The sequence below is a fragment of the Pseudomonas sp. IPO3778 genome, from assembly GCF_013386825.1.
In the GTDB taxonomy this organism is placed as follows: Bacteria; Pseudomonadota; Gammaproteobacteria; order Pseudomonadales; family Pseudomonadaceae; genus Aquipseudomonas.
In genome coordinates this window covers 192,501-216,497 of sequence record NZ_JACARC010000029.1, presented here as the reverse complement: position 1 = coordinate 216,497, position 23,997 = coordinate 192,501, and the positions used below count along the sequence as shown (strand labels likewise).

Here is a 23,997-nt window from a genome sequence, read left to right as displayed (position 1 = left end):
GATTTGCGTCTGCCGCTGAACTGATTGTGGGAGCTGTCGAGCTTCAGCGAGGCTGCGAAGGGATCACCTCGGTGTAGCCGATACACCGAGGTGGCTGCATCGCAGGCAAGCCCGCTCCCACATTAGATGGAGGGCAGGGTCAGGTCTTGCGTACGAAGTGGTCATGCATTTCGCTGGTCAGCCCTTCGATGCGTTCGGTCAGTTGCTTGGTCATCTCGGTGAGCTTGGTGTTCTGTTCCAACAGTTCCAGCAGTTGCGTGGTGGTTTGCGCCGCCTGGGCCTGGCGTTCGGTATTGGCCACGGCCAGGGCTTCGCGGTGTTGGGCGTCGGCGTCGGACTGGGCTTTGTCCCGCGCGGCCTGGCGGGTTTGGGCCAGCAAAATCAACGGCGCGGCGTAGGCCGATTGCAGGCTGAACGCCAGGTTCAGGAGGATGAACGGGTACACGTCAAAGTGGGTGACGCCGGTCATGTTGAGCACGACCCAGAGAATCACGATCGCCGTTTGCGCGCCCAGAAAGGTCGGCGTGCCAAAGAAGCGCGCGAAGGCTTCGGCTTTCAGCGCAAACGTGTCGTTGCCAAACGTCGGCCCAAGGTGGGCGTGTTTACGGTGGAAGCGCAGGTGGTCAACGTTGGTTTCAGGTTTATCCGGGGTCATGGCGGGCTCGAATCCGTGGCGTAAGACAGGCACCACTATATACCGAGCCCTCCACCAGGCACATGAAGAAGCCTGTCGTTTAGCTGTTGCCCCGTTCATTGGCAAACGCGCTGACGGCCTGCACCGCCTCGCTGGTGCCTTCGCGAATCTGCAGGATCACCGTGCCGGCCTGGTTCGCCCACTCCACGCCCTGGGCGGCGCGGTCGCGGGTGCCGTCCATGCTGTCGATGGCCTGGCGGGTTTCGCTCTGGATCATCTCGATCATCGAGGAAATCTCCGCCGTTGACCCGCTGGTGCGCGCCGCCAATTGCCGTACTTCATCGGCCACCACCGCAAACCCGCGCCCTTGTTCACCGGCGCGTGCCGCTTCAATGGCGGCGTTCAAGGCCAGCAGGTTGGTTTGGTCGGCAATCCCGCGAATGGTGTTGACGATGGCGGTGATCTGCTGCGAACGCTCGCCCAGCTTGGCAATCAGCGCGGAAGAGCCGTCGATGTTGGCGGCAATCTCGCGCATGCCTGTGGCGGTCTGCTGGATCACCTCGGCGCCTTTTTCGGCGATGTCACGGGTTTGCAGCGAGATGTGATAGGCCTGGGTTGCGCTGTGTGCATCGGCGGCGTGTTTCTCCACCATGGCGGTGACGTCGGATGCAAATTTCACCACCTTGCACAGGCGCCCGCTGGCGTCGTACACCGGGTTGTAGTTGGCTTCCAGCCACACGACCTGGCCGTTTTTGTCGATGCGCTCGAACTGGCCGTTGAACAGCTCACCCTGGTTCAACCGCCGCCAGAAATCGCTGTAGGCGCTGCTGTTGGCCAGCTCCGGTGTGCAGAAGATACGGTGATGTTTGCCCTGCACCTGCGCCAGGTTGTAGCCCATGCGCTGCAGGAAATTCGGGTTGGCGCTGATGATGGTGCCGTCGAGGTTGAATTCGATCACCGCCATGGCGCGGTCGATGGCTTGCAACTTGGCGTTGGCTTCGCTTTCTGCCTGCATTTTCGGGGTGACGTCCATGGCGTACTTCACCACCTTGACCACGCTGCCGGACTCGTCGCGCACCGGGTTGTAGCTGGCCTCCAGCCAGATCGGCTGGCCGCTGCGGGTCACCCGTTCGAAAGTGCCCGACTGAAACTGGCCGTTGCGTAATTGCGTCCACAACTGGCCGTACTCGGCGCTGCGGGAAAAGGCCGGGGTGCAGAACAGGCGGTGGGATTGGCCCACGACTTGGTCGGCGGTGTAGCCCATGGCCTTGAGAAAGTTTTCGTTGGCCCGAAGGACCGTGCCTTGCAGATCGAATTCGATCACCGCCATGGAGCGGTCGATGGCGTCGAGAAGGCTGGCTTGTTGGGCAAGGGTGGCTTGCAGGGTGCTGATGGTTTTTTTGTGGGCGTTGAATAGCATGGTCGTGTGCTCGGGGGAAGCAAGCGTCAGGGGTATCCATGGGGGCGCCTGCCACCGTAAGGCTTCAGCCTACGGCGAGCGTGCTCATTGCCAGCTTCCTTGTGCTGACAGCGGGGTGGAACAGCGGGTTCTGAGTGGTACTGCCGGCAAGAAGTTCTACAGTTGCCGACCAATGGCGGCATTATGCTATCGGTCGGTGACGGCTGCGTTTAATTCAGACGAGTTGCAGGGCGCGGGTTTCAGGCGGTATGGGCGACCGTGTAGTCGCTGACATTGACCCTGTTACGGCCGGTGTCCTTGGCGGCATACAGCGCCCGGTCCGCGGCGTTGAGCCACATGGCCGCGTCGGTGAAGGCCGGTTGGAACGAAGCCAGGCCAATGCTCAGGCTGACCCGCAACTCGGGGATTTCCGGATTACGGTAGTTGCTGAACACTTCACGCATGCGCTCCATGACGTGCGCGGACTGTTCCAGGGGCATGTCCGGAAGAATCACACAGAATTCGTCGCCGCCGTAACGCCCCGCCAGGTCGTTTTCCCGCAGGTTGCGCCGCAGTTCCAGGCTCAGTTGACGCAGTACCTGGTCACCGATGATGTGCCCGTAACTGTCGTTGATCTGCTTGAAGTGGTCGATATCGATCAGGGCGATGGTGGCGTGGACGTGTTGCTGCTGGCACTTGTGAAACTTCAGGTGCAGCAGGTCTTTCCATGACCCGTGGTTGAGTAGGCCGGTTAGGCTGTCGGTGCGACTCAAGGCACTCAGGGCGCGTTTGTGCTCCGACAATTTGATCGCCAGGCGGTAGCAGACCATGCCCAGGGCCATGGGGTAGAGAGTCAGCATCGGCAGGCAGGCGTAGACCTGGATCAGGCCGACGTCGGGGTTGAACCGGATGCCGAACAACCACCATGCCACGCCGATGCCCGCCAGTTGCGCCATTACCCCGTGGAGGAACAGGCGTTTGCCCCCGGCGGCGACGTTGTTCATGGTCATCATCGACAGGATGGTCACGGCCGTGAGGGGCGTGAACTGGGTGGTCGCGGCCCAGAACCCGCCCAGCAGCGAGTCGTACAGCAGGTTGCGCCTTTCAGCCTTGTAGGGGAAGTCGGAGCGGGTGGAGAGCTGATACGCCAGATGTGCCCAGCCAAAACCATTGAACAGCAGCAGTGCCCAAACCCAGCCCGGCATGTGCAGCGGGTAAAGCGCGCCGATGACGCTGATGCAGCCGATGCCCAGGCCGATGATCCTTGGCCTGTAGATACGTCTGGCAAATGACAGCCCTTTGCCTCGTTGGTTTTCCATAAAATCCTGGGTCAATTATTCGTTTTGCAGGTACGACGGCGCACGTGATCGGGAAAACCACTGGTCGGATAATATCTGTGAATATTGTCAGGTATTCGCGTGGGAATAATCAGTGTCCTTCGAGGCCATTTGCAAAGGACACGGGGCGAATCAGGCAAAAACGACCCGGGATGTCGCTTCTGAAACAGCTTAGCGCTGCGGGGCGACCTCATAGCCCGCCAGGAACAGGTCGATGGCTGACTCGATGACGCTCCCTTGGGCGGCGACATCAAGGGTCGGTTGGCCCAGGGTGATCTGCGGCCAGAAGGCGAACGCCTTGAGCAGGCTTTGCACCTGATGGGCGGCGAAGCACGGGTCGGTGCAATTCAGCCGGCCGTCTTCCTGGGCGGCACGCACCCATTGGGTGAAGCCTTCTTCGCGTTTGCTCAGGCGGTTGACCATGTCCTGGGCGCGTTCCGGCGAGTGGATGGTGGCAGCAATTGCCACACGGGCCAGGTCGAGGAAGTTGGCGTCCGACATCATCGTCATCTTGGCTTGCAGCAACCCGCGCAATTGCTCGCGCAGCGGGCGGTCGCTGGCGTAACTGACGTCCAGTTGCGCAGCGCTGCTGGCCCATAGCTGGTGCAGGATCTCGGCGAACAGCTCTTCCTTGCTCGGGAAGTGGTTGTACACCGTGCGCTTGGAAACCCCCGCGGTGGCCGCGATCTTGTCCATGCTGGTGGCCTCGAAACCGTTGTCGCGAAACTCGGCGATGGCAGCTGCCACGATGGCTTCGCGTTTTCGGTCGGTGAGGCGTTGGGGTGCAGTCATGGGGGGATTTCGGCTCTGAAGGGAAACTTACACTCGGTAGTTTACTTGTTCCCGGTTTTGTTGCAATCTAGAAACTACACTGTGCAGTGTAATTTTTTGAGCAGTCTGCAGGAGCCCTCGGTAATGGCCACGATCTCAACCCGTCTCGACAGTTCTTCTTCAGCGCCCAAGTCTTCCGAACAGCAGCAAGGTCATTTCACCAATCAGAAGCCCATCCAGCATGGCGGCTTCGGCAAGACCTTGGGCATCATGTGGAAGATGCTCTTCCAGAAGCCCCGCAGTACGCGGCCGGTGGGGGAGATCCCGGTGCAACCGCTGACCCGCGAGCAACTGTTGGCTGCCCCCGACCACAGCGTGTTCCGCCTTGGGCACTCCACCGTGCTGCTGAAAATGCGCGGCAAGTTCTGGCTGACCGACCCGGTGTTCGCCGAGCGTGCATCGCCCTTCAGTTGGGCCGGCCCCAAGCGCTTCCACCAGCCGCCCATCAGCCTTGAGGACCTGCCGCCGATCGAGGCGGTGATTCTTTCCCACAATCACTACGACCATCTGGACCACAAGGCGGTGGTGCAACTGGCGGACAAGACCCGCTATTTCCTCGCGCCGCTGGGTGTGGGCGATACGTTGATCAAGTGGGGCGTGGACGCCAGCAAGGTACGGCAGCTGGATTGGTGGCAGGGCACCGAGGTCGACGGCATTCGTTTTGTGTCGACCCCGGCCCAGCATTTTTCCGGGCGCGGCCTGTTCGACGGTAACCAGACGCTGTGGTGTTCGTGGGTAATGATTGATGGCGCACGGCGGATTTTCTTCAGCGGTGATACCGGCTACTTCGACGGCTTCAAGCGCATCGGCGAGCAGTACGGTCCGTTTGACCTGACCCTGATGGAAACCGGTGCCTACAACGTCGATTGGCCTCATGTTCACATGCAACCGGAAGAAACCCTGCAGGCGCACATCGACTTGAAAGGCCGCTGGCTGCTGCCGATCCACAATGGCACCTTCGACCTGGCGTTTCACGCGTGGCACGAACCCTTCGACCGCATCATGGCGCTGGCGTGGGAGCGAAATGTGTCGATCACCACGCCGCCGATGGGGCAGGCCTTCATGCTTAACCAGCCGGAGCGCGGGCAAGCCTGGTGGCTGGAAGTTGAGCCTCAAGGCAGCGCCGATCACGTTATCGGGTAGGGCTCGAGTCACGGGATCTGCAAGCCATTTCTGACAGACACCACGCCTGACAACAGGGTGCAATCCTTCCTCGTAATGACGCCTCGAGGAGTGGTTGTATGGACGATAACGGCATCAAAGGCATCGGGCCGGGTGTGTCACTGACGATCAGGCCGTTACTGCCCCGGGACAGCGCCGGCGCCGCACCCGAGGTGCCGGTGACGGGCAAGGATGAGAAGGATCGCACCATCAGGCCACGTGTGCCGGGGGCAACTTCCGTCGCAGGGCCCGGGAGCGTCCTGGGAGACAAGGGGCACGAGTCGGTGTCGACGCCACTGGTATTTGGCAGCCTGGGCGGTGGTGCGATTGTCGACAAAAGCACCCATCAGGGCGGCCTCGCGTTTGGCGCCGATAATCACGCCGGGCCCGGGGTTGATCCCGGCCCCAGGTTCGACATCCCGGGCCCGATGATGCGCACCGTGCGTGACCCCGCGCTGTCGTTGGTCGCCTTGAGCGGTGTCGAACCCGATGGGCAGGTGATGGTGGAAATTCCTCCGGTCGCCGATGCCGGGTATTTGAGGAGTACCCCCTCGCTGTCCGGTAGCCGTATCGGCTTTGCCAGCGAATACCGGTGCGGTGATGTCCGGGAAACCGTCGAGCACCGTGTGGCGTTTGCCCAGGTATTGAACCGGCTGCGCACCGCCGGTGCACAGTTGGTGCCCGTGCAGGCGCTTCTGGTGGATGACTCGCAGTATTTCAGCCTGCTCCAGAGTAATGAGATTGACGACCGTGTGGCTGAGCATCAGTTGGATGCGTTGATATCCGATGCACACACGCCCGCTTTCCATCATGCGTCCACCACCGGTAATCCACGGTTCTGCCTCCTCGCCGGCACCGATGTCGAGGGCGCCTCACTCTCTGTCTGGTTCTATGGTGCCCAGTGGGCCGGCGATCGTTTGGCGGCGCTGGTGCACAGCTCCCGGCAGGTGTTGCTGGCGGGCATGCGCAGTCCTGATGGTCCTACTTCCGGGCGAGAGTGATCGCACGTGCCTGCGAGACGCGCCCCAACGCCAGTGAGCGAATCTCTTCTTAGACTGCGCCAGGGTTATCAAGTGATATCCCTCACATTCAGACAGCTAGGGAGTCATCAATGATTGGGCCAGGCTTGGGAGCAGGATGGAGTGCCGGTATTTTTGACGCGATAATGAACGCGCCTCAGGGCTACCGGAGTGTGCAGGATTTGGCGGCTGACATGGCCGGGCCAAACGGCAGCCGTTCGGAGGCGGTGGTGAGGGATTCGCTGAAACAAATCGCCAACCTGGACAAGGGCCTGCAGGGTGGCAACGCCTTTATTGAAGTCAACCCCGACGCCCTTGAGAACGCCCGTGCACGTGACAAGGAACGCGCCGAGGGCAACGTGCGGGGGCCGTTGCATGGCGTGCCGATAGCGCTCAAGGATGTCTTCGAAACCCAAGACAAGATGCAGACCAGCGCCGGTTCAAACGCGCTGGTGGGCCGCCCCGCCACAAAAAATGCCAGGGTGGTGGATAACCTGTTGAAGGCGGGCGTGGTCATCGTGGGGAAAACCAACATGAGCGAATTGTCCAATTTTCGCTCCGACACACCGCTCAACGGCTGGAGTTCCAGGGGCGGGCAAACCCTCAACCCCCATCGGCTGAATGGCCAGGCGGCCGGTTCCAGCACAGGCTCGGCCGTCGCCGTGGCCCAAGGTCTTGTGCCCTTGGCCCTGGGCGTTGAAACCAACGGCTCGATCATTGCGCCGGCGGCCTATAACGGTGTCATTGGTTTTAAATCCACCGTGGGGCTGGTCAGTACTGACGGGGTGATGACCAGTTCACGCCAGGACACCGTGGGTACCTTTACCCGCACCGTGCGAGATGCGGCGCAAGCCCTGGATGCCATGACCGAGACGAACCGTTACACCACCGGGCTCGGCCCTGACTCACTGGTGGGTAAACGCATTGGGTACACGCCGTTGCCTGAGTTATCGGTGGAGGATGCCCAAGACCCTGACCTGAGAGCCGACCGGCAACATTTTGCAGACGCCCTCACGTTGCTGCAGGCCAAGGGCGCGACATTGGTGCCTGTGGGGAAACTGTCCGAAGGTGTGTCGGACGAGACCCATGACCGTTATAGCCTCGCCCTCTACGCAGACGTTCAGCAACAGCTTGAGGCTTACCTGGCCGGGCGGGAAGGTTTGCCGGTGAAGTCGCTGACTGAGTTGATTGCATTCAATGAGCGCAACCAGGGCCCGGGAGTGCCCGACCAAGGGCTTCTCACGATGATTAAAGACCTCGACATCAGCGATGACGTGCGGGAAGGGCTATGGGCCGCCATCGGTCCGATCTTCAAGGGCACCATCAACCAGCCACTGACCGAACACAAGCTTGATGCCATCGTGTCGAACTTCCTTTCGGACAGTTATTACTACGCGGCGGCGGCAGGTTACCCGGGAATATCCGTGCCATCGGGCATGGACGATGACGGGATGCCGACGGCGCTTCACTTCTACGGCGCGAGTTTGAGCGAACCCACCTTGCTCTCGGTTGCCTACGGGTATGAGCAGGCTTCCCTGGCAATCAGGGAGCCTGCGTTTATTCCCGGGCCGGCCTAGTTCAACCCATAGCGTGCGGCAGGTTCACGGTGCGACAGGTTCGGGCCGAGTGCCAGCCGGGCGTTTTCATAGGCGTCCCAATCCGCGCTGTCCGAGAGTGAAGGGATCGTCACGGCCTCACCTTGGGCAAGGCCGGCAAGGGCGGCATCCACCAGGTTTTCCGTGGTCATCACCATGGTGTCCGGCAGGTTGTTCACCGGCAGGCCGGCAATGTCCCAGAACTCCGTGGCGGTGGCGCCCGGCAGCACGACCTGGACCACCACCCCCTTGTCGGCAAGCTCATGCTGCAACGATTCGCTGAAGGCCTGCACGAAGGCCTTGGTACCGCCATAGACGCCGTTCAGCAGCATGGGGGCGAGGGCCACAATCGAGCCGATGTTGATAATCGTGCCGCGACCCTGGGCGACAAAGTTGGTCGCTGCAGCCTTGGCCAGGCGGGTCAGCGCCAGCACGTTGAGGAGGATCATCGCGTCCATTTTGTCGGCGTCCGACTCCAGCAGCGAAGCCGTGGCCCCCACACCGGCGTTATTCAGCAGCAGGCTGATACGGCTGTCTTCCTGCGCAACCCTTGCGATCCGGGCGAGGTCGGCCGGCAGATTGAGGTCGGCGGCTATCACCTCGACCTTACGCTGGGTGCTGGCCTTCAAACGGGTTGCCAATTGCTCCAGGCGTTGCTGGTTGCGGGCCACCAGAATCAGATCGTAGCCGGCGTGTGCCAGGCGGTCGGCATACACCGCGCCGATGCCGGACGAAGCACCGGTGATCAGGGCATAACCTTTATGTTGTGACATGGCAGTTGCTCCAAATGGCCGGGGAAAGGATCGGCCTTGTTGGAACCCAGATTATGGGTGTAATGTGATGGCTGCAATGTCATATATCCCTCCTTTAGAGACATGAGGTGTAGCCATGGTGTCCGTCGGTATCGTGCTGTTTCCCGGTTTTCAGGTGCTTAGCCTGTCCACCAGCAGCGTGTTCGAATTTGCCAACTTCGTGGTGGGGCGCCCCTTCTATCGCGTGGACTTGCTGTCGGAGCAGGGCGGGCCGATCAAAAGCTCGATGGGCTTTGCCATTGATAGCTTGGCCTTTGGGCAGCAGGACTACGACACGATCGTGGTGCTGGGGGACAACGAATTACTGGAGCCCACGCCTGGCATGGTGGGCTATTTGCAGGCGTCATTGACGGCCTCGCGGCGGGTCACGTCGGCCTGTACCGGTTCGTTCCACCTGGCCGCTGCCGGGCTGCTGGAAGGGCGCAAGGCAACCACCCACTGGTACCACGCCATGACGTTTCGCCAGCGCTACCCCAACGTGAAGCTGGAGGAAGACCGGATCTTCACCGTCGACGGTCCGCTGTGGACCTCCGCCGGGATGACCGCCTGCATCGACCTGGCCTTGGCCCTGGTGGAACACGACCTGGGCGTGGAAGTGGCCCGCGACGTGGCGAAAAAACTGGTGGTCTACCACCGCCGTGCCGGTGGCCAGTCACAGTTCTCGGCGCTGCTGGAACTGGACCCAAAGTCCGACCGCGTACAAACCGCCCTGGCCTGGGCCAAAGGGCATCTACAGGAGGACCTTTCGGTGGAGCAACTGGCCGAAGCCGCACACCTCAGCCCGCGTCAGTTCAGCCGGCTGTTCCGCGCCGAAACCGGCCAGTCCCCGGCCAAGGCGGTCGAACACCTGCGCATTGAAGCGGCGCGGCTGATGCTCGAATCCGGCAGCCATTCCATCGATGTCGTCGCACGGGAGACGGGCTTCGGTGACCCTGAGCGCATGCGTCGTGCCTTTCTGCGGGCGTTTGGCCAGCCACCACAAATGATCCGCCGGGCGTTGCAGTTGCAGGCGTGAATTGATGGCCTGGGCGCTACGCACCATTCGGCTGAGGTGTTGCTGGATCAATCGATGCCGTTGTTGAGTCCAAAAACCTGGAGATGATCCCTTTGGCGGCAGGTTGTACCGAAGCGCTGGCGCGGCCCCTCACACTCATCCCCCACCCCGGCGCAAACCCCGGGAAAAACACCAATCCTTCAGCCTCCAGACGAAACGCCACACTCAGGCGGACGGCATCATCCACCTCGCCATGGCTCTCAAAACGCTGAAGCGAATCCACGTCCACCTCCGCTTCCCGGGCCAGGTCTTCCCGGCTCCAGCCCAGCATGAGGCGGGCCTGGACACTGTGGCGCGGGGTGAATTGGTGAAGGACGATCTGCTGTTCTACGGTGCTGCTCAGTGCCAGAGAGGACATGGGCTTTCTCCAGGTTCGACGGGGGAGGGCAAACTATACTGTGTTTTTGTACAGTTGTTTTGACCGCAGATCAACTGGATTTTTTCGATAGGGTGGCCGCCGCTCTATTTCGCCCCTTCCAGGTAAGTACTCGGTGAGTGGCCGAGCACCCGCCGGAACATGCTGGAAAATGCCGCCGGGTTTTCATAGCCCAGGTCCAGGGCGATGCGGGTGACGCTTTCGCCGCTGGCCAGCCGCGCCAGGGCCTGCACCACGCAGGCTCGCTGGCGCCATTGCACGAAGCTCAAGCCGGTTTGCTGGCGAAAATGCCGGCTGAAGGTGCGCAGGCTCAGGTGCGAGTGCTCGGCCCATTGAACCGGCGACTGATGCACATCGGGCTGCTGCAGAAACCCCAGGCACAAGGCAAGCAGGCGCGGGTCTTGCGGCAGCGGGATATGCAGCGGCAAGTGCGCGGCGCGGGCCAGTTCGTGCAGCAGCAGGCTGATCAGCGTGCCGTCGCGCCCGGTTTCTTCATACTCAAGGGGCATCTCCACCGCATCAATCAGCAACTGACGCATCAGAGGCGAAATGCTGATGACGTGGCAGTTGGGCCCCAACTCGGCGACGGCCTGGGGTTCGATATACAGGCTACGGATCGACACACCGAGCATCAGCACCTCATGGGGCACCTGGGCGGGAATCCACACGGCGCGCTGGGGCGGCACCACCCAATTGCCTTCCTCGGTGCTGACTTGCATCACCCCGGTGGCGCCATACAACAACTGCCCGCGCCGATGGCTATGGCGCTTGAGCAGATAGCCGTGGGGATAGTCGGTGCCGATCGCCACGACGGTACGTGGCGTCAGGTCCAATTGGGCGATGGAAACGTTACGCATGGAGCTGATTCCGAGAGTGGCAAAGTCTCACATATTATTGGCCGACTTGCGCAAGCGGGCCAAGTCTTGAATCTCTATCGTCGTCAGCTCTCTCCGATACTGAAGGCGATGCGCGATGTTCTATCTATTACTGGCGCTGTTCGGCTGCATGACCGGCGTGACCGCGGTGCTGTTCGGATTCGGCGGCGGGTTCGTGGTGGTGCCGTTGCTGTACGGCATGCTCAGCCTCAGCCACGACGCGGGCGTAAGTGAATCGGCGATGCATATCGCGGTCGCCACCTCCACCTGCGTGATGATCGTCAACGCGCTGATCGCCACCGGAAAACACCGCCGCAAAGGTAATCTGATTCGCCATTACCTGTGGCCGTTGGGCGGGTTTATCGCGATCGGCGCAGTGCTGGGGGCAGGCGCTGCAATATTCGCCAGCGGCGATTTCATCCGCTATGCCTTCATCGCTTACCTGGCAGTCACCCTCGTCGATTGCCTGTTGCGCAGGGGCTTTCTCAGCCAGGACGACACGCGCCCACCACGGCGCCTGGGCAGCACAGAAGTGACGGGCGGCGGCATTGCCATTGGTTTGATCGCGACCTTCCTGGGGGTGGGCGGCAGCGTGATGACCGTGCCGCTGTTGCGCCGGTGCGGCTTGAGCATGTCCCAGGCCACCTCCATGGCCAACCCGTTGAGTGTGCCGGTGGCGCTGGCCGGTACCTTTACCTACATGGTCATGGCGGGATTCGCCAAGGTGGAATTGGGCGCGTGGTTTGTCGGCTATGTCGACTTGCTGGCGTTTGTCATCCTCACCCTGGGCTCGCTGCTGGGCATTCGCCTGGCCACGCCGTGGATCGGCCGCATCCCGGACGCGCTGCATGCGCGGGTGTATATCGGGTTGTTGGGCGCGGTGATGGTGAGCATGTTGCTCTGACGCACGTGGTTTTTGCGTTCTTTCAGTCGCAGGCTAGGGTTACTTCTTTATTCAAAAGAAAGTGATCGGGGGAGTGATGTCCATTTCCGAAAGCGATTGGAAGAAGTTCAAGGCCCTCAGGGCATTGGCGCTTGAACGCTTTTACCTAGGCGTCCTGGCTGCTGCAAAGACCATCAGCGAGCGCGAAACACTGTCTGCCGAGGCTCGGTACAGGACGCTGTATCGCCTCACCAGGGATCGCGATAACGATATCGTCCGAATGTTTGATTTCTACAGTCGTTCGAAAGCCCGCGAGAGCCTTGCGCAAATGATCAGCCATGATTTGTTGACCGATTCAGAGTTGTCGGTATTAAGCGAAGAGACATTGAGTGCTATCAGCTACGCGGTCAGGCAGCGTTATGACATCGAGTGGGTTGCTGAACAGGCATCAGGCGACTGAAAATCTTGCCTTTGATTTCAGTAAAAATGCTCAGGAAATACCTTGATGCTAAGTTTTAATTGTACGCAGGCGGCTAGCGATTTTTTTAGCCGGGTTCACAAAGGCAAAAAAATCACCCCGGTTCAAAAAGCGCTGCCACAGGAGAGCCAGGGCGATGACCAGTACGCCGATCCGCATCAGTGGCTGGTCCATGCTGCGACGGTGCAACGTAAACATGTGTTGTTGGCGATACATCTGAAAACCCGCTATTGCATGCTGTTTTTTGATATGAAAAAGGCCGACGCCGATAGCTTTGTACACACCTTTATTAATCGCTGGATAAGTGGCGTTTTGGATCTCGCCTTAAAATCTGATGTTTTGGATTTGGTTGATCCGTCGGTACCTGAGCAGCAATTCGTCAGTTTGGTCGAGTCGTACTACCTGCAGCAGCGGGGTGATCGGAGTGCGCAGACTCAAATCAACGAAATATTGCGGAATTTTGAGGTGGACGCAGAAGGCGTGGATCTTGCCGCAACGTCCTGGAGCGCTCTGCATTACGACGCTCAAATCAACCATACGCCTCGAAGCTTGAAAGATGTGAAGGGGCTTCACTGGCCGGATGAGGAAATGCTGATTCATTGGTTGGTCACGGTAGGCGGCTTGGACCCTGCGGGCGCCGCACTTGCACGTGAAAAGTACGGTCTGTTCAGACGAAGGGCCTGATCCGGAATCGCATTATCGTTCCTCCAACCCCGGCGCTTCCCGAATAATCAGATGATCCAGGTTCTCGATATTGGCACTGAACACGCCGAACGTTTGCTCGGGGTTCTTCTTGCTCGGTACCTGTTTCAGCTCCGGCGTCACCCCGTAGAAGAAGCAATACAACGCCCGCTCACTGTCCACCGCCGCCTTGATCTGCTCCAGGAACGCTTTGCGCTTGCGGTAGTTCTCGATCAGTTTTTTGCTCAGGTAAACGTTGATGGAGTAGGGCTTCTTGTCGAGCCAGGCCTTCTTTTCGAAGTCGATGCGAAAGCTGCTGGTGTAGTCCTTGATCTCCTTGATCTTGCCCCAGTAGATCAGGCCCTTGTTGTCTTGCAGGTATTCGATCTTCTTGAAAAACGTCCAATAGGTCGCGGTGTGATCGCCGATCTTCAAGGGCATGCTTTTAAGCTTGTCCTTGTCGCCGATATTGGACACATAGCATTCCACCGGGTGGGCGAAGACGCTGGTTTTGTCCGGGGTGGTGTCGCTTGAGCTGTAAGACACGGCGCTGCGGGTTGTGGGCGTTTTCGGTGGTTCTTGTGGGGTACCACCCTCGGCATCGATCACCGGTGTCTTGCGTTCGTACTGGCGTTGCGTCAGGACAAATTCCGACGGGAAGTTTTCCTCTGGCCCATCCTCAGCTTCACCTTTTCCGACCTGGCGGCTGGCGTAACGGCAACCGTCGATATGCCGGGTGCTGGGGATATTCTTGAAGTGCGGTGTGCGCAGGTAATTGACGTTTTTCGCATTGAACGTGCCCAGCACATTGCCCGCCGCAAAAGCCGCCCGGCATTCGTCGTTGGGGCACAGGAAGCTGTCCTTGTCGGAATCGAAGGCGGCGGTTTCGTCGAAATTCAGGTCACGCACGTCATAGATCGACAGCTTGTCGTCGAGACTCAGGCTGTAGGCCGTGTCGAATTTCATGGGGGCTCGAGTCCGTGAGAAGTTTCGCTATTAATAGCGGGATATCGTGCAAATATCAGCAGAAATCACGTACGCACCGTCACCCGCCGGCCACTCAAGAAGCACAAGGTGCCGCCCACCGCCGTCAGCCCGCTCAGTACATAGAACATCGAGGCGGGCGAGGCATTGATCAGCAGATAGCCGCAGATCACCGGGCTCAATGCGCCGCCAAATGCCGCCAGGTTCTGCGCGCCGTAATAGCTGCCGCGCAGGGCGTCGGGGGCGATGGTGTCGATAAACAGGAATTCGGACGGGTAGATGATCATCTCCCCCAGGGTGAACACAAACATCGCGACACACCACGACACCAGGCCGTCCGCCATGCTGAAGCCGATCAGCCCGGCAATGAACAGCGAGGTGCCAAGCACGATCCAGTAGCGCAGCTGTTCACGCTTGAGGAACCGGCCGATCTGGTACTGCATCAAAATCACCGTGATGGCATTGCACGCCAACACCGCGGAGAGAATTTTCAGCGCGTTCTCCGGCTTGTAGGCCACCAGCAGAAATTGCGACAGATACAGGGTGTAGCGCCCGTGGACAATGGTGCTCAACAGGCTGCCGCTGGTAAACAGGATCAAGGTGCGATCGCTGCGCAGCGTCCTCAGGGTACTGAGAAAACTTAAGGGTTTATTGCTGTCGTCGCGTTGGGTCGGCGGGATGCCGATCATCAGGAACAGGCTGCCAAAGGCAATCGCGCTGGCGATCAGGAACGGTGCCAGCGGCATTTGGCCGGCAATCACCACCCCAAGCATGGGGCCGGTGGCATAGCCGACATTGGTCAGCGTGTAGCGCAACGAAAACACCTTGGCGCGCTGGCCCACCGGCAGGTTCTCGCTGATGATCGCCTTGGAGCCGATCAGGAACAGCGCGGAAGCGGCTTCGGTGATCACCAGAGTCAGGGTGGTCAGGTACAGGTTGCTGGCAAAGGTCAGCAACAGAAAACCGATGGAGCTGGAGAGCATCGCCAGGATCAGCAGCTTGCGCTTTTCCAGGCGGTCGATGATGTAGCCGCCGTACAGGCCCAACAGGGTGGCGATGAACACGGCGATGCCCATCAGCAAGCCGATGTCTTGCTGGTTGAGGCCCAGGCGGGTGCTGAGCAACAGGGCGAGCAATGGGCTGGTCATGGCACGGCTGACGACGATGGTCACCGAGCAGATCATCAGGCGGCGGATTACCAGGGAATACGTGGCCACGGTGGGGCGATGTCCTTGTCATAAATGCGTAGTCAAGCCGAGCATTGTTCTACAAATCAATGAAGATCAAATGTGGGAGCTGGCTTGCCTGCGATGGCGGTGGGTCAGCTTGTATATTCGTCGCCTGACTCACCGCCATCGCGGGCAAGCCCGGCTCCCACAGGGTTACGCGGTGTTACTGGCCGGCATTGATGCTGATTTTTTCCAGCGCACCTTGCTCCAGGTCCCACTTCTTCAGGATCTTGCCGTAGGTCCCGTCATCGATCATGCCCTGCAGCGCTTCGCTGATGGCCGTGACCAATTCGGTGTTGCTCTTCTCAATCCCCAACCCGGTGAACTGCTTGGAAATCGCCAGGCCCACCGGCTTGTACTTACCCTTGTCCAGCGACATCAGGTAAGGAATGGTTTCACTGCCTTGCATCGCCGCATCCAGACGGTTCTGCTGCAACTGCGCCCGGGCATCCGCCGAGCCTTCAGTGCCAATCACCACGATCGCGGGCTTACCGGCTTTTTCGCAGTTTTCCTTGCTCCACGCCGCAATTTCAGACGGCCAGGTGGTACGTCGGCTGGTGCCGACTTTCTTACCGCACAGGTCGGTCAATTCCTTGAGGTCTTCACGCTTGGCCAGGGTGTAGAACTGCGGGCCGCTGGTGAAGTAGTCGATAAAGGTCACGGCTTTCTGGCGCTCGGCGGTGTCGCTCATGCCCGACAGCACAATGTCCACGCGCTTGGTGGTCAGGCCGCTGAGCATTTGTTCGAAGCCGGTTTCCTGCCACTTGATCTTCACCCCCAAACGTTCGGCCAGGGCGTTGCCCAGGTCAAAGTCCAGGCCGGTGAGTTGGTTGGTGGCGGTGTCCTTGAAATCCATCGGCGGGTAGTTCGGCACGATGGCCGCGCTGATCTCACCCTTGTCCTTGATCGCTGCCGGCAATGCCGCCAAAACCGAAGTGGAGGCCATCAGGCCTACGAGCAAACTTGGAAGAAACAGATTTTTCATGGGGGCGTTCTCGTTAGTTTTTTAGTTAAGTGCGAACGGCAGAAATAAAGCTTTGGGTACGCGGGTTTTGTGGGCTTATTAGAATTTCTTCAGGGCTGCCGGCTTCCACAATCTGGCCGGCATCCATAAACACCATGCGGTTGGACACTTCGCGGGCAAAGCCCAACTCATGGGTGACCACAATCATGGTCATGCCGGTGGTGGCCAAATCGCGCATCACCGACAGCACTTCTCCTACCAGCTCCGGGTCGAGGGCTGACGTGGGTTCGTCAAACAGCATCAGCTTGGGGCGCATCGCCAATGCACGGGCAATCGCCACACGCTGTTGCTGGCCGCCGGACAATTCCACCGGGTAGGCATTGCGCTTGTCCGCCAGGCCAACCCGGGCCAGCAACTCCAGCGCGTCCTCGGTGGCTTCCTTGGGTGAGCGCTTGAGCACCTGGCACGGGCCTTCGATGATGTTCTGCAACACGGTCATGTGCGGGAACAAATTAAAGCGTTGAAACACCATGCCGGTGGCCAAGCGCTGGCGAGCAATCTGCGATTCATTCAATTCATGCAGCTTGTTGCCGACGACCCGGTAACCCACCAGTTCGCCGTCGACCCACAGGCCGCCCTTGTCGATTTTTTCCAGCTGATTGACGCAGCGCAGCAGGGTACTTTTGCCGGAACCGGACGGGCCGATAATGCACAGCACTTCGCCTTGTTCGACTTCCAGGTTGATGTCCTGCAACGCGTGATACTGGTCGTAATACTTGTTCAGGTTCACGGCCTTGACGATGCTTCTCATGGGCAAATCTCCTCAGTCAGGGCTTACGAACGCTTGCCGGCGCCGCGGGCAAAACGACGCTCAAGGCGGCTCTGACCGAATGAAAGAACAGTCACCACCGCCAGGTACCAGATGCCGGCAACAATCAGCAGCTCCATGACCCGGGCGTTGGCGTAGTAGATGTTTTGCGCGTTGTGCAGCAGCTCCGAGTACTGGATCACACTCGCCAGGCTGGTCATTTTCACCATGCTGATGAACTCGTTGCCTACAGGCGGAATGATCACCCGCATCGCCTGGGGCAGAATCACCCTACGCAGCGCCTGAAGGCTCGGCATGCCGATGGACTTGGCGGCTTCGTACTGGCCGGTGTCTACCGACAGCAGGCCCGCGCGCACCACTTCGGCGGTGTAGGCACCCTGGTTGATGCTCAGGCCGAGGAGGGCGGCCACGAACGGCGTCATCAGGTCCACGGTGTCGAAGCTGAACAGCCCCGGAATCGCGATCACCGGGAAAATCAGCGCCAGGTTGAACCACAACAGCAGTTGCAGAATCAGCGGCGTGCCACGAAACAGCCAGGTGTAGGTGATGGCCACGTAACGCAGGATCGGGTTGGCCGACATGCGCATGATCGCCGTGATCACCCCGATCACCACACCCAGCGCCATGGCCAGGATCGACATGATGATGGTGTTCACCAAGCCCCAGATAATCGCCTCGGACGTGAGGAACTGACCGATGTAGGACCATTCGATCTGACCATTGGCAAAAGCCCGCAACAACGCGGCCAGTGCGACCACAATCAAGGTGGCAAAAAACATCCGCCCGTAATAGCGACGCGGCACGTGCTCGTACTGGGTGATATCGAACTGGTTCTCGGTCTGCTGGCGCTCGGCTTGCAAGCGCTCTGCCGGGGTTTGTTTCATGGTGATTCTCCGAAAAACTGATAAATCCAAACCCTGTAGGAGCGAGCTTGCTCGCGATGGTCGTGAACGATAACGCTGGAAACCTGACACCCAGCGGCGCTCTTGAGTTTTTCGCGAGCAAGCTCGCTCCTACAAGTGAAGCCGTCTCAAATCCGAAAACCGGTATAACTCTGTGTCCACTCTTGCTGCACAGCCAACGCAGTCTTCAACCGCCCAATCTGCTCCCTTACCCGCTCCGGCGCCGTGCCACCCCAACCACTGCGCGCCGCAATCGCCGCTTCCAGGGTCAGGCACTCACGCACCTCAGGTGTCAGCCGGGTATCCACCTCCGCCAACAACGCCGGCGAGGCTTCCCACAATTCAATCTCATGCTTCTCACAGGCCTGCACCAAGGCGCCAGTAATCTCGTGGGCCTCCTTGAACGGCACACCACGAGTGGCCAACCAGTCCGCCACCTCAGTCGCCAATGTGAAACCCATCGGCGCCTGACGCCGCAACTCTTCCACCTGCACCTTCATCGTCGCGACCATCCCGGCCATCGCCGGCAGCACTAGCAGCAAGGTATCCACACTGTCCAACACACTGTGCTTGTCTTCACTCAAATCGCGGTTGTACGACAGCGGCAGCGACTTGAGCGTGGACATCAACCCGGTCAGGTTGCCAATCAACCGCCCAGCCTTACCCCGCGCCAGTTCGGCAATGTCCGGGTTCTTCTTCTGCGGCATGATCGAGCTACCAGTGGCGTAGGCATCGTCCAACTGCACCCAGCGAAACTGCCGCGACGACCACAGGCAAAACTCCTCCGACAGCCGCGAAATATTCACCCCGAGCATGCCCGCCACAAACAGAAACTCCGCCACGTGGTCACGACTGGCTACAGCGTCGATAGAGTTTTCGCACGGCCCGGTGTAACCCATCTCCTTGGCCGAATGCTCCGGCTGACGAGCAATCGCCGAACCCGCCATCGCCGCCGCACCCAACGGCGACAACGCCGTGCGCGCATCCCAATCCACCAGGCGCTGCACATCCCGCAGCATCGATTGCGCGTGCGCCAGCAAGTGATGGGCAAACACAATCGGCTGCGCCTGCTGCAAGTGGGTGAAGCCCGGGCAGATGCTTTCGATATGCTGCTCAGCCTGATCCACCAACGCCTGCTGCAAACCCAACACCTCGGTGGTGATGGTGCGCGCGTGGTCCCGCAGGAACAGGCGCAGGTCATTAGCCGTCTGGTCATTACGCGAACGCCCGGCGCGCAACTTGCCGCCCAGGGCGCCCAAACGCTCGGTCAACACCCGCTCGATGAAGGTGTGCACATCCTCGTCATCCAGCGTCGGGTGCAGGCGGCCAGCGGCAAAGTCCTCACCGATGCGGTCCAGCGCTTCCAGGGTGCGCAAGGTTTCCGACTCATCCAGCAACCCGGCGCGCTGCAACTCACGGGCATGGGCCCGGGAGCCGGCCAGGTCGTAGGGCGTCAGGCGAAAATAGCGCTCGGGGCAACGGGACAGCGCGGCCAAGGCAGCGGATGGGCCGGACTTGAAACGAGCACCCCAGAGGCGATCGGTGGGCTGAGACATGGTGTTCCTCACGCTTGTTTTTAGAAGTGACAAGCCTGATGGACGAGGCTTGGCCTTATGGATTCGGAGGGCAGTAGCAAAACGAAAAGTCCTGATCGAAGTGTCAGGTTTTTGTGGGCGTTAAATCAGCCGGTAAAAGCCGTTCAACCCGCTATATTCAAGGTTGCCAAGGGCGGTTAAGTATGTTCATTATTGCCGCCCGGCGATGTTCATGGAGTAGGTCAAAGCCTGTTGAATATGGCACTTGAGGTCAACACGTATTATGGAAACCCCACTTTCCAATTCTGGAAACATACCGCCCAAACCCGGCACAAGACCGCCCCTGCAACTCAGCGGGCTGGACTTCAAATTGCTGCGGGTGTTCAAGGCTGTGGTCGAAGCGGGCGGCTTCAGCGCGGCGCAGAATGAGCTGAATGTGGGCCTGGCGGCGATCAGCAAACAGATTTCCGACCTGGAAATCCGCATCGGCATGCGCCTGTGCACGCGGGGGCGAGAAGGGTTTGGCCTGACCGAAGAAGGCAAGTTGGTCTATCAGGCGTCCATCGAATTATTTGCCTCCGTGGACAGTTTCAGAGACAAGCTTAGTTCGGCGCAAAATGAACTGATCGGCGACCTTAGTGTGGGCGTTATTGATAACACCGTATCGGACGTTAATTCGCCGCTGATTAAAGCGCTGGGAAAATTACATACAGAGTCGCCGAAAATAAGATTACGCCTACATGCCTCGCAACTAGACGAAGTTGAACGGGGCGTGGTGGAAGGGCGGCTGATTGTCGGCATCGTGCCGGTGTACCAGCGCCGGGAAGAATTCGATTATTTCCCGCTCTACGAAGAAAAGTCCCACGCGTACTGCGCCGTCGGGCATCCGCTGTTTGAGGCGAGCGACATCAACGCAGAGGTGTTGCGCCAGCACGAAGTGGTCAATCATCGCTACGCGATTCACAGCGACAAAGCCAACTTCGTCAGCTACGACAGCCAGTCCGCGTCGGCCTCACAAGTGGAAGCCGTGGCCATCCTCATCCTCACCGGCCGCTTCCTGGGCTTCCTCCCGGAACACTACGCCACACCGCTGGTGAAAGAAGGGCGCCTGCGCATGTTATGCCCGGAGCAGATCCACCTGAGCACGCCGTTCAACGTCATCCTCAAGCACAACACCCCACGCAGCCCACTGGTCAAAGCCTTCGCGACGGCACTGGGCGTGGATCTCAAAGCGGCCATCTAGTGAGTTCACACCACCCTTAGAACCTACAGAGATCCCCTGTGGGAGCTGTCGAGCTTTAGCGAGGCTGCGATGGCATCGACTCGGTTTCCCTGTCCTCCCGAACCCTCAGCATCACCCCTGCACTCGACCCCTAGCACCCCATGCTAGTGCGCGATCACCGCAGTTGTTTGCGCTTCTTCTTCGCATGAAAATGCCGAAAATGCGCATCCTGCGCCGCCGCCAACAACTCCCGATCCCCGCGCGTATCACCCCAGGCCCTGAGCCGATACTCCCCCAGATCCCCATAAACCGCCTCAAGCCGAAGCACCTTATTCTCACACCGGCAATTATTCCCCGTGAGCTTGCCGGTCAACACCCCGTCAACCACCTCAAGCTCAGTGCCAATCAACCTGATCCCAAGCCGATCCGCAAACGGCTGCAACACCAACGCCGGCGACGCCGAACACAGCGTCACCACCGCCCCGGACTTCACCTCATCGGCCACCGACTGCAGCCCGGTTGGGCGCATCAACTTGTTCCAATACGCCTGGCAATATTCTTCAGCTTTCTGCTGAACCCACGCCTTGTCCACGCCGGTCATAAAGGTGCGGATCAACTGCGCCTTGAGCTCATCACGGCTAATGACGCGCAGCAGAAACTGCGCGCCAGGCACCGCCAGCTTCACCATCCTGCGCACGAATTCGCCTTTACCAAAGGCGAACTTCAGGAACGGCACGAAACTGTCGTGGTGGGTCAGGGTGCCGTCGAAGTCAAAGACGGAAAGTACTTTGGCATCCAAGGGGCCGGATTCGAGCATGTCTGGGTTCACGGGCGGGTCTCGGTCCTATCTACTATTTTTTGGAAGGTGCATCTGCTCTGACAGCAAGAGTTTACTCCGGTATCAATCTGTTGATTTTGGAGTAAAGCCCTTTGGTGAAAACATCCCGGTCGCTCGACCGGTGACACCGCTGATGGCAATTGGGGCACAAGGCTACAGCATTGGTGATGCGATCCGAACCCTTCTGGGCGAGGTGTTTGACGTGATGTACTTCAAGAAATGGCTGGCCGTCGACCTCGAAAGGCGCGTTTGAGCCGCAGCCTTCGCAGATGCCATTGGCTTCTTTCAGTACCCAGGCGCGCACCTTCGGGGCGCGAACGAAGGCGGTGCTGACGGTCGACACTTTCTGCGGCTGGGCAATGCCATCCGGTAACTTATGGAAAGGTTGCTGCTGCAGTTTGGATGCGCGGCGGATAAGCGTTTGCTCGTCTGCCGTTTGGGCGGCGTCTTCGGATTCGAATACACCGTGCGACGCAAGCGCTTGGCGGATGCGTTGCTCTACGCCTGAGCCCACGTTCTTCGCAGGCTTATAGCCCTCGATACGGTCCCAGCCCATACGCACGAGAACAGTGGAGATGTTTTGCATGCGGAACTCGATGGAGCCCTTAGCGCGGCCTACCACCGGGCCTTCACGTAGCAGACGGTTTTCGAGTGCTTTGTTGAAAGGTTGGCCGTTTTTTTCCCACGCCAACATCTTCAAATAGGCCTCGACCGCCGCTGCCAATTCCGAGTCGTTCCAGTCCGTTTTGTCTTTCGTAATATCCATACAGCCGCCGAGGGTAGAAAACCCTCGGACGATACTGAGTGGCCATTATTACGTCTATGAAATTTCCTACGTATGAGTAGGATTTGGCGCTCGTCTATATCAGGGCATTCGCTGCTTCATTCGGAAAGCCTGAGTGAGTTTCCGCCACCACGACGCCCTTACTGACTTCCTTCGGTAGGTTCTGTTTACCAACAGATACGGCATATCCCTAAGCCGTATCCAGCCTTCATCTTGCCAATGCAGCAGGTTTAACGACATATCCGGCCAATCAAGCATGCTTAGCAATGGCCGCTCCACTGTTCTTGGCTGACGCTCGTCTCGCAAAGTTGGGATAACTTCATGAGTGAGCCAGCTACGTAGCAGTCTGTTCTCCGGCGCGTAGTGATAGACCAACAACGCATAGGCGCCGGATTCGCTGATCATAAGCATTTCTTCCGGTTGACCGTGGAACAGCAATCGCAGGCTTTGCCGCTGATCCTCATCAAGCTTACGGGTCGTTCGTTCATCCAGATATAGCCCCATCAAACGCCCAAGATCGCGGGCACAGAACCAGGGTTGGTTTTCTAAAAGAAGGGCATGAAGGTGAAGATTATGGCGAGTGAAAACGATGGCAATAGAAGGCTCAGGCGTGGCTACTTTCTTGGCCGCCGACAAGTCGAACAGATATTGACTAGGCATTTCCTATGACCTCTACGTGGATTTTGGGAGGGCCAGAGCCCAACGTAGAGAGCGGATTAAAGAAGCTCCAACTTGCGCGGCCTCAATACAGCATTAACTCCGCATGAGTTCAGGCGGATTTTTGACTGTGTGGGTGAGGCTGGCTTCTACGTTGGGCGTTTCTTAGGCACCGGCGGACGAGACTATCAGTATCGAAATTCGCATCAATCATTCTGTGGATGATCTTCGCGTAAGAAGAATCTTGTTCAGATCAACGAGCACAAAAAAGCCCTGAACAAGTCAGGGCTTTCTAATCTCACTCGGCTCAGGAATCAATCCCAGCTAAGCGCGCCGCCAGTCTGGTACTCGATCACACGAGTCTCAAAGAAATTCTTCTCTTTCTTCAAGTCCATGATCTCGCTCATCCACGGGAACGGATTCGTCGTCCCTGGATACTCTTCCTTCAACCCAATCTGCGACAGACGACGGTTCGCGATGAACTTGAGGTAGTCCTCCATCATCGCCGCATTCATCCCGAGAACACCGCGTGGCATGGTATCGCGAGCATATTCAATCTCCAGCTGAGTCCCTTGCAGGATCATCTGGGTCGCTTCTTCCTTCATCTCGGCATCCCACAGATGCGGGTTTTCGATTTTGATCTGGTTGATCACATCGATACCGAAGTTCAGGTGCATCGACTCATCCCGCAGGATGTATTGGAACTGTTCCGCCACGCCGGTCATTTTGTTGCGACGGCCCATGGACAGGATCTGGGTGAAGCCACAGTAGAAGAAGATGCCTTCCAGGACGCAGTAGTAGGCGACCAGGTTACGCAGCAGCTCTTTATCGGTCTCGACGGTGCCGGTTTCGAACTTCGGATCGGAGATCGAACGGGTGTACTTCAAACCCCAGGCGGCCTTTTTGGCGACCGATGGA

25 protein-coding genes are annotated in these 23,997 nt (G+C 59.1%); 8 read left to right on the top strand and 17 right to left on the bottom strand.

Going from position 1 to position 23,997, the window contains the following annotated elements:
• Positions 1-139: 139 nt before the first annotated feature.
• From HX855_RS14400 to HX855_RS14385, 4 genes are all read right to left on the bottom strand, one after another.
• Positions 140-655 carry a DUF1003 domain-containing protein gene (locus HX855_RS14400; RefSeq protein WP_177083634.1) on the bottom strand — a complete coding sequence of 172 codons (516 nt, stop codon included), beginning with the start codon at positions 653-655 and terminating at the stop codon, positions 140-142.
• 79 nt (positions 656-734) lie between these two features.
• Positions 735-2,054, bottom strand: coding sequence for a PAS domain-containing methyl-accepting chemotaxis protein (locus tag HX855_RS14395; protein WP_177083636.1), 1,320 nt, complete (start codon positions 2,052-2,054; stop codon positions 735-737).
• Between the two features lie 239 nt (positions 2,055-2,293).
• Positions 2,294-3,352 carry a diguanylate cyclase gene (locus HX855_RS14390; protein WP_177083637.1) on the bottom strand — a complete coding sequence of 353 codons (1,059 nt, stop codon included), beginning with the start codon at positions 3,350-3,352 and terminating at the stop codon, positions 2,294-2,296.
• Between the two features lie 189 nt (positions 3,353-3,541).
• Complete coding sequence (locus HX855_RS14385) at positions 3,542-4,162, bottom strand: TetR/AcrR family transcriptional regulator (RefSeq protein ID WP_177083639.1); 621 nt, start codon at positions 4,160-4,162, stop codon at positions 3,542-3,544.
• Between the two features lie 123 nt (positions 4,163-4,285).
• On the opposite strand from HX855_RS14385, the gene HX855_RS14380 reads away from it, so the two are divergent.
• The 3 genes from HX855_RS14380 (at position 4,286) to HX855_RS14370 (ending at position 7,958) form a co-directional block, all read left to right on the top strand.
• Positions 4,286-5,344, top strand: a complete 1,059-nt coding sequence (locus tag HX855_RS14380) for an MBL fold metallo-hydrolase (protein ID WP_177083641.1) — start codon at positions 4,286-4,288, stop codon at positions 5,342-5,344.
• Positions 5,345-5,442: 98 nt separating this feature from the next.
• The gene (locus HX855_RS14375; protein WP_177083643.1) at positions 5,443-6,363 is read left to right on the top strand and encodes a hypothetical protein; all 921 of its coding nucleotides are present in this window, start codon (positions 5,443-5,445) and stop codon (positions 6,361-6,363) included.
• Positions 6,364-6,527: 164 nt separating this feature from the next.
• Positions 6,528-7,958, top strand: coding sequence for an amidase family protein (locus tag HX855_RS14370; RefSeq protein WP_256352958.1), 1,431 nt, complete (start codon positions 6,528-6,530; stop codon positions 7,956-7,958).
• Here the strand turns inward: HX855_RS14370 and HX855_RS14365 are convergent.
• Positions 7,955-8,749 carry an SDR family oxidoreductase gene (locus tag HX855_RS14365; protein WP_177083645.1) on the bottom strand — a complete coding sequence of 265 codons (795 nt, stop codon included), beginning with the start codon at positions 8,747-8,749 and terminating at the stop codon, positions 7,955-7,957. The two genes, HX855_RS14370 and HX855_RS14365, sit on opposite strands and share 4 nt — an antisense overlap.
• Before the next feature lie 115 nt (positions 8,750-8,864).
• Between HX855_RS14365 and HX855_RS14360 the strand changes: the two genes are divergently transcribed.
• Positions 8,865-9,803, top strand: coding sequence for a GlxA family transcriptional regulator (locus HX855_RS14360; protein WP_177083647.1), 939 nt, complete (start codon positions 8,865-8,867; stop codon positions 9,801-9,803).
• A 16-nt stretch (positions 9,804-9,819) separates the two neighbouring features.
• Here the strand turns inward: HX855_RS14360 and HX855_RS14355 are convergent, their stop codons facing one another.
• Complete coding sequence (locus HX855_RS14355) at positions 9,820-10,200, bottom strand: helix-turn-helix transcriptional regulator (protein WP_177083649.1); 381 nt, start codon at positions 10,198-10,200, stop codon at positions 9,820-9,822.
• A 104-nt stretch (positions 10,201-10,304) separates the two neighbouring features.
• Positions 10,305-11,075, bottom strand: a complete 771-nt coding sequence (locus HX855_RS14350) for a helix-turn-helix transcriptional regulator (RefSeq protein WP_177083651.1) — start codon at positions 11,073-11,075, stop codon at positions 10,305-10,307.
• 115 nt (positions 11,076-11,190) lie between these two features.
• Between HX855_RS14350 and HX855_RS14345 the strand changes: the two genes are divergently transcribed.
• The 3 genes from HX855_RS14345 to HX855_RS14335 all read left to right on the top strand — a co-directional run bounded on the left by HX855_RS14345 (position 11,191) and on the right by HX855_RS14335 (position 13,138).
• Positions 11,191-11,997, top strand: a complete 807-nt coding sequence (locus tag HX855_RS14345; RefSeq protein WP_177083653.1) for a sulfite exporter TauE/SafE family protein — start codon at positions 11,191-11,193, stop codon at positions 11,995-11,997.
• A 76-nt stretch (positions 11,998-12,073) separates the two neighbouring features.
• Positions 12,074-12,436, top strand: a complete 363-nt coding sequence (locus HX855_RS14340) for a hypothetical protein (RefSeq protein ID WP_177083655.1) — start codon at positions 12,074-12,076, stop codon at positions 12,434-12,436.
• Between the two features lie 45 nt (positions 12,437-12,481).
• Positions 12,482-13,138, top strand: coding sequence for a DUF6933 domain-containing protein (locus HX855_RS14335; protein ID WP_177083657.1), 657 nt, complete (start codon positions 12,482-12,484; stop codon positions 13,136-13,138).
• 12 nt (positions 13,139-13,150) lie between these two features.
• Here HX855_RS14335 and HX855_RS14330 read toward each other — a convergent pair whose 3' ends face one another.
• The 6 genes from HX855_RS14330 to argH all read right to left on the bottom strand — a co-directional run bounded on the left by HX855_RS14330 (position 13,151) and on the right by argH (position 19,599).
• A complete protein-coding gene (locus HX855_RS14330) occupies positions 13,151-14,101 on the bottom strand; it encodes a hypothetical protein (RefSeq protein ID WP_177083659.1) in 951 nt (316 codons plus the stop codon).
• Between the two features lie 65 nt (positions 14,102-14,166).
• The gene (locus HX855_RS14325; RefSeq protein ID WP_177083661.1) at positions 14,167-15,336 is read right to left on the bottom strand and encodes an MFS transporter; all 1,170 of its coding nucleotides are present in this window, start codon (positions 15,334-15,336) and stop codon (positions 14,167-14,169) included.
• A 175-nt stretch (positions 15,337-15,511) separates the two neighbouring features.
• Positions 15,512-16,333 (bottom strand): ABC transporter substrate-binding protein, encoded by an 822-nt coding sequence (locus HX855_RS14320; RefSeq protein ID WP_177083663.1) that lies wholly within the window; start codon positions 16,331-16,333, stop codon positions 15,512-15,514.
• A gap of 25 nt (positions 16,334-16,358) precedes the next feature.
• Entirely contained in the window at positions 16,359-17,123 is a 765-nt protein-coding gene (locus HX855_RS14315; protein ID WP_003211502.1) for an amino acid ABC transporter ATP-binding protein, read from the bottom strand.
• 23 nt (positions 17,124-17,146) lie between these two features.
• Positions 17,147-18,025: an amino acid ABC transporter permease gene (locus tag HX855_RS14310; RefSeq protein WP_177083665.1), complete on the bottom strand. Its 879-nt coding sequence runs from the start codon at positions 18,023-18,025 to the stop codon at positions 17,147-17,149.
• Between the two features lie 146 nt (positions 18,026-18,171).
• Entirely contained in the window at positions 18,172-19,599 is a 1,428-nt protein-coding gene (argH, locus tag HX855_RS14305; RefSeq protein WP_177083667.1) for an argininosuccinate lyase, read from the bottom strand.
• A 262-nt stretch (positions 19,600-19,861) separates the two neighbouring features.
• Here argH and HX855_RS14300 point away from each other — a divergent pair, with 262 nt between their 5' ends.
• Positions 19,862-20,821 carry a LysR family transcriptional regulator gene (locus HX855_RS14300; RefSeq protein ID WP_177083669.1) on the top strand — a complete coding sequence of 320 codons (960 nt, stop codon included), beginning with the start codon at positions 19,862-19,864 and terminating at the stop codon, positions 20,819-20,821.
• 154 nt (positions 20,822-20,975) lie between these two features.
• Here HX855_RS14300 and HX855_RS14295 read toward each other — a convergent pair whose 3' ends face one another.
• The 4 genes from HX855_RS14295 to HX855_RS14280 form a co-directional block, all read right to left on the bottom strand.
• Entirely contained in the window at positions 20,976-21,617 is a 642-nt protein-coding gene (locus tag HX855_RS14295) for an HAD-IB family hydrolase (RefSeq protein ID WP_010169778.1), read from the bottom strand.
• Between the two features lie 73 nt (positions 21,618-21,690).
• Positions 21,691-22,404 (bottom strand): HNH endonuclease, encoded by a 714-nt coding sequence (locus HX855_RS14290; RefSeq protein WP_177083671.1) that lies wholly within the window; start codon positions 22,402-22,404, stop codon positions 21,691-21,693.
• 99 nt (positions 22,405-22,503) lie between these two features.
• Positions 22,504-23,082 (bottom strand): Bro-N domain-containing protein, encoded by a 579-nt coding sequence (locus tag HX855_RS14285; RefSeq protein ID WP_177083673.1) that lies wholly within the window; start codon positions 23,080-23,082, stop codon positions 22,504-22,506.
• A 311-nt stretch (positions 23,083-23,393) separates the two neighbouring features.
• Positions 23,394-23,997 (bottom strand): ribonucleotide-diphosphate reductase subunit beta (locus HX855_RS14280; protein WP_177083675.1); only part of this gene is annotated, 604 nt, incomplete at its 5' end.

Coding starts and splice junctions, on each gene's coding strand:
- argH (WP_177083667.1), bottom strand. CDS start 19,599: ATGTCTCAGCCCACCGATCGCCTCTGGGGTGCTCGTTTCAAGTCCGGC.
- HX855_RS14375 (WP_177083643.1), top strand. CDS start 5,443: ATGGACGATAACGGCATCAAAGGCATCGGGCCGGGTGTGTCACTGACG.
- HX855_RS14315 (WP_003211502.1), bottom strand. CDS start 17,123: ATGAGAAGCATCGTCAAGGCCGTGAACCTGAACAAGTATTACGACCAG.
- HX855_RS14355 (WP_177083649.1), bottom strand. CDS start 10,200: ATGTCCTCTCTGGCACTGAGCAGCACCGTAGAACAGCAGATCGTCCTT.
- HX855_RS14300 (WP_177083669.1), top strand. CDS start 19,862: ATGGAAACCCCACTTTCCAATTCTGGAAACATACCGCCCAAACCCGGC.
- HX855_RS14310 (WP_177083665.1), bottom strand. CDS start 18,025: ATGAAACAAACCCCGGCAGAGCGCTTGCAAGCCGAGCGCCAGCAGACC.
- HX855_RS14365 (WP_177083645.1), bottom strand. CDS start 8,749: ATGTCACAACATAAAGGTTATGCCCTGATCACCGGTGCTTCGTCCGGC.
- HX855_RS14290 (WP_177083671.1), bottom strand. CDS start 22,404: ATGGATATTACGAAAGACAAAACGGACTGGAACGACTCGGAATTGGCA.
- HX855_RS14320 (WP_177083663.1), bottom strand. CDS start 16,333: ATGAAAAATCTGTTTCTTCCAAGTTTGCTCGTAGGCCTGATGGCCTCC.
- HX855_RS14385 (WP_177083639.1), bottom strand. CDS start 4,162: ATGACTGCACCCCAACGCCTCACCGACCGAAAACGCGAAGCCATCGTG.
- HX855_RS14285 (WP_177083673.1), bottom strand. CDS start 23,082: ATGCCTAGTCAATATCTGTTCGACTTGTCGGCGGCCAAGAAAGTAGCC.
- HX855_RS14295 (WP_010169778.1), bottom strand. CDS start 21,617: ATGCTCGAATCCGGCCCCTTGGATGCCAAAGTACTTTCCGTCTTTGAC.
- HX855_RS14335 (WP_177083657.1), top strand. CDS start 12,482: ATGCTAAGTTTTAATTGTACGCAGGCGGCTAGCGATTTTTTTAGCCGG.
- HX855_RS14390 (WP_177083637.1), bottom strand. CDS start 3,352: ATGGAAAACCAACGAGGCAAAGGGCTGTCATTTGCCAGACGTATCTAC.
- HX855_RS14395 (WP_177083636.1), bottom strand. CDS start 2,054: ATGCTATTCAACGCCCACAAAAAAACCATCAGCACCCTGCAAGCCACC.
- HX855_RS14345 (WP_177083653.1), top strand. CDS start 11,191: ATGTTCTATCTATTACTGGCGCTGTTCGGCTGCATGACCGGCGTGACC.
- HX855_RS14340 (WP_177083655.1), top strand. CDS start 12,074: ATGTCCATTTCCGAAAGCGATTGGAAGAAGTTCAAGGCCCTCAGGGCA.
- HX855_RS14330 (WP_177083659.1), bottom strand. CDS start 14,101: ATGAAATTCGACACGGCCTACAGCCTGAGTCTCGACGACAAGCTGTCG.
- HX855_RS14350 (WP_177083651.1), bottom strand. CDS start 11,075: ATGCGTAACGTTTCCATCGCCCAATTGGACCTGACGCCACGTACCGTC.
- HX855_RS14370 (WP_256352958.1), top strand. CDS start 6,528: ATGAACGCGCCTCAGGGCTACCGGAGTGTGCAGGATTTGGCGGCTGAC.
- HX855_RS14380 (WP_177083641.1), top strand. CDS start 4,286: ATGGCCACGATCTCAACCCGTCTCGACAGTTCTTCTTCAGCGCCCAAG.
- HX855_RS14400 (WP_177083634.1), bottom strand. CDS start 655: ATGACCCCGGATAAACCTGAAACCAACGTTGACCACCTGCGCTTCCAC.
- HX855_RS14360 (WP_177083647.1), top strand. CDS start 8,865: ATGGTGTCCGTCGGTATCGTGCTGTTTCCCGGTTTTCAGGTGCTTAGC.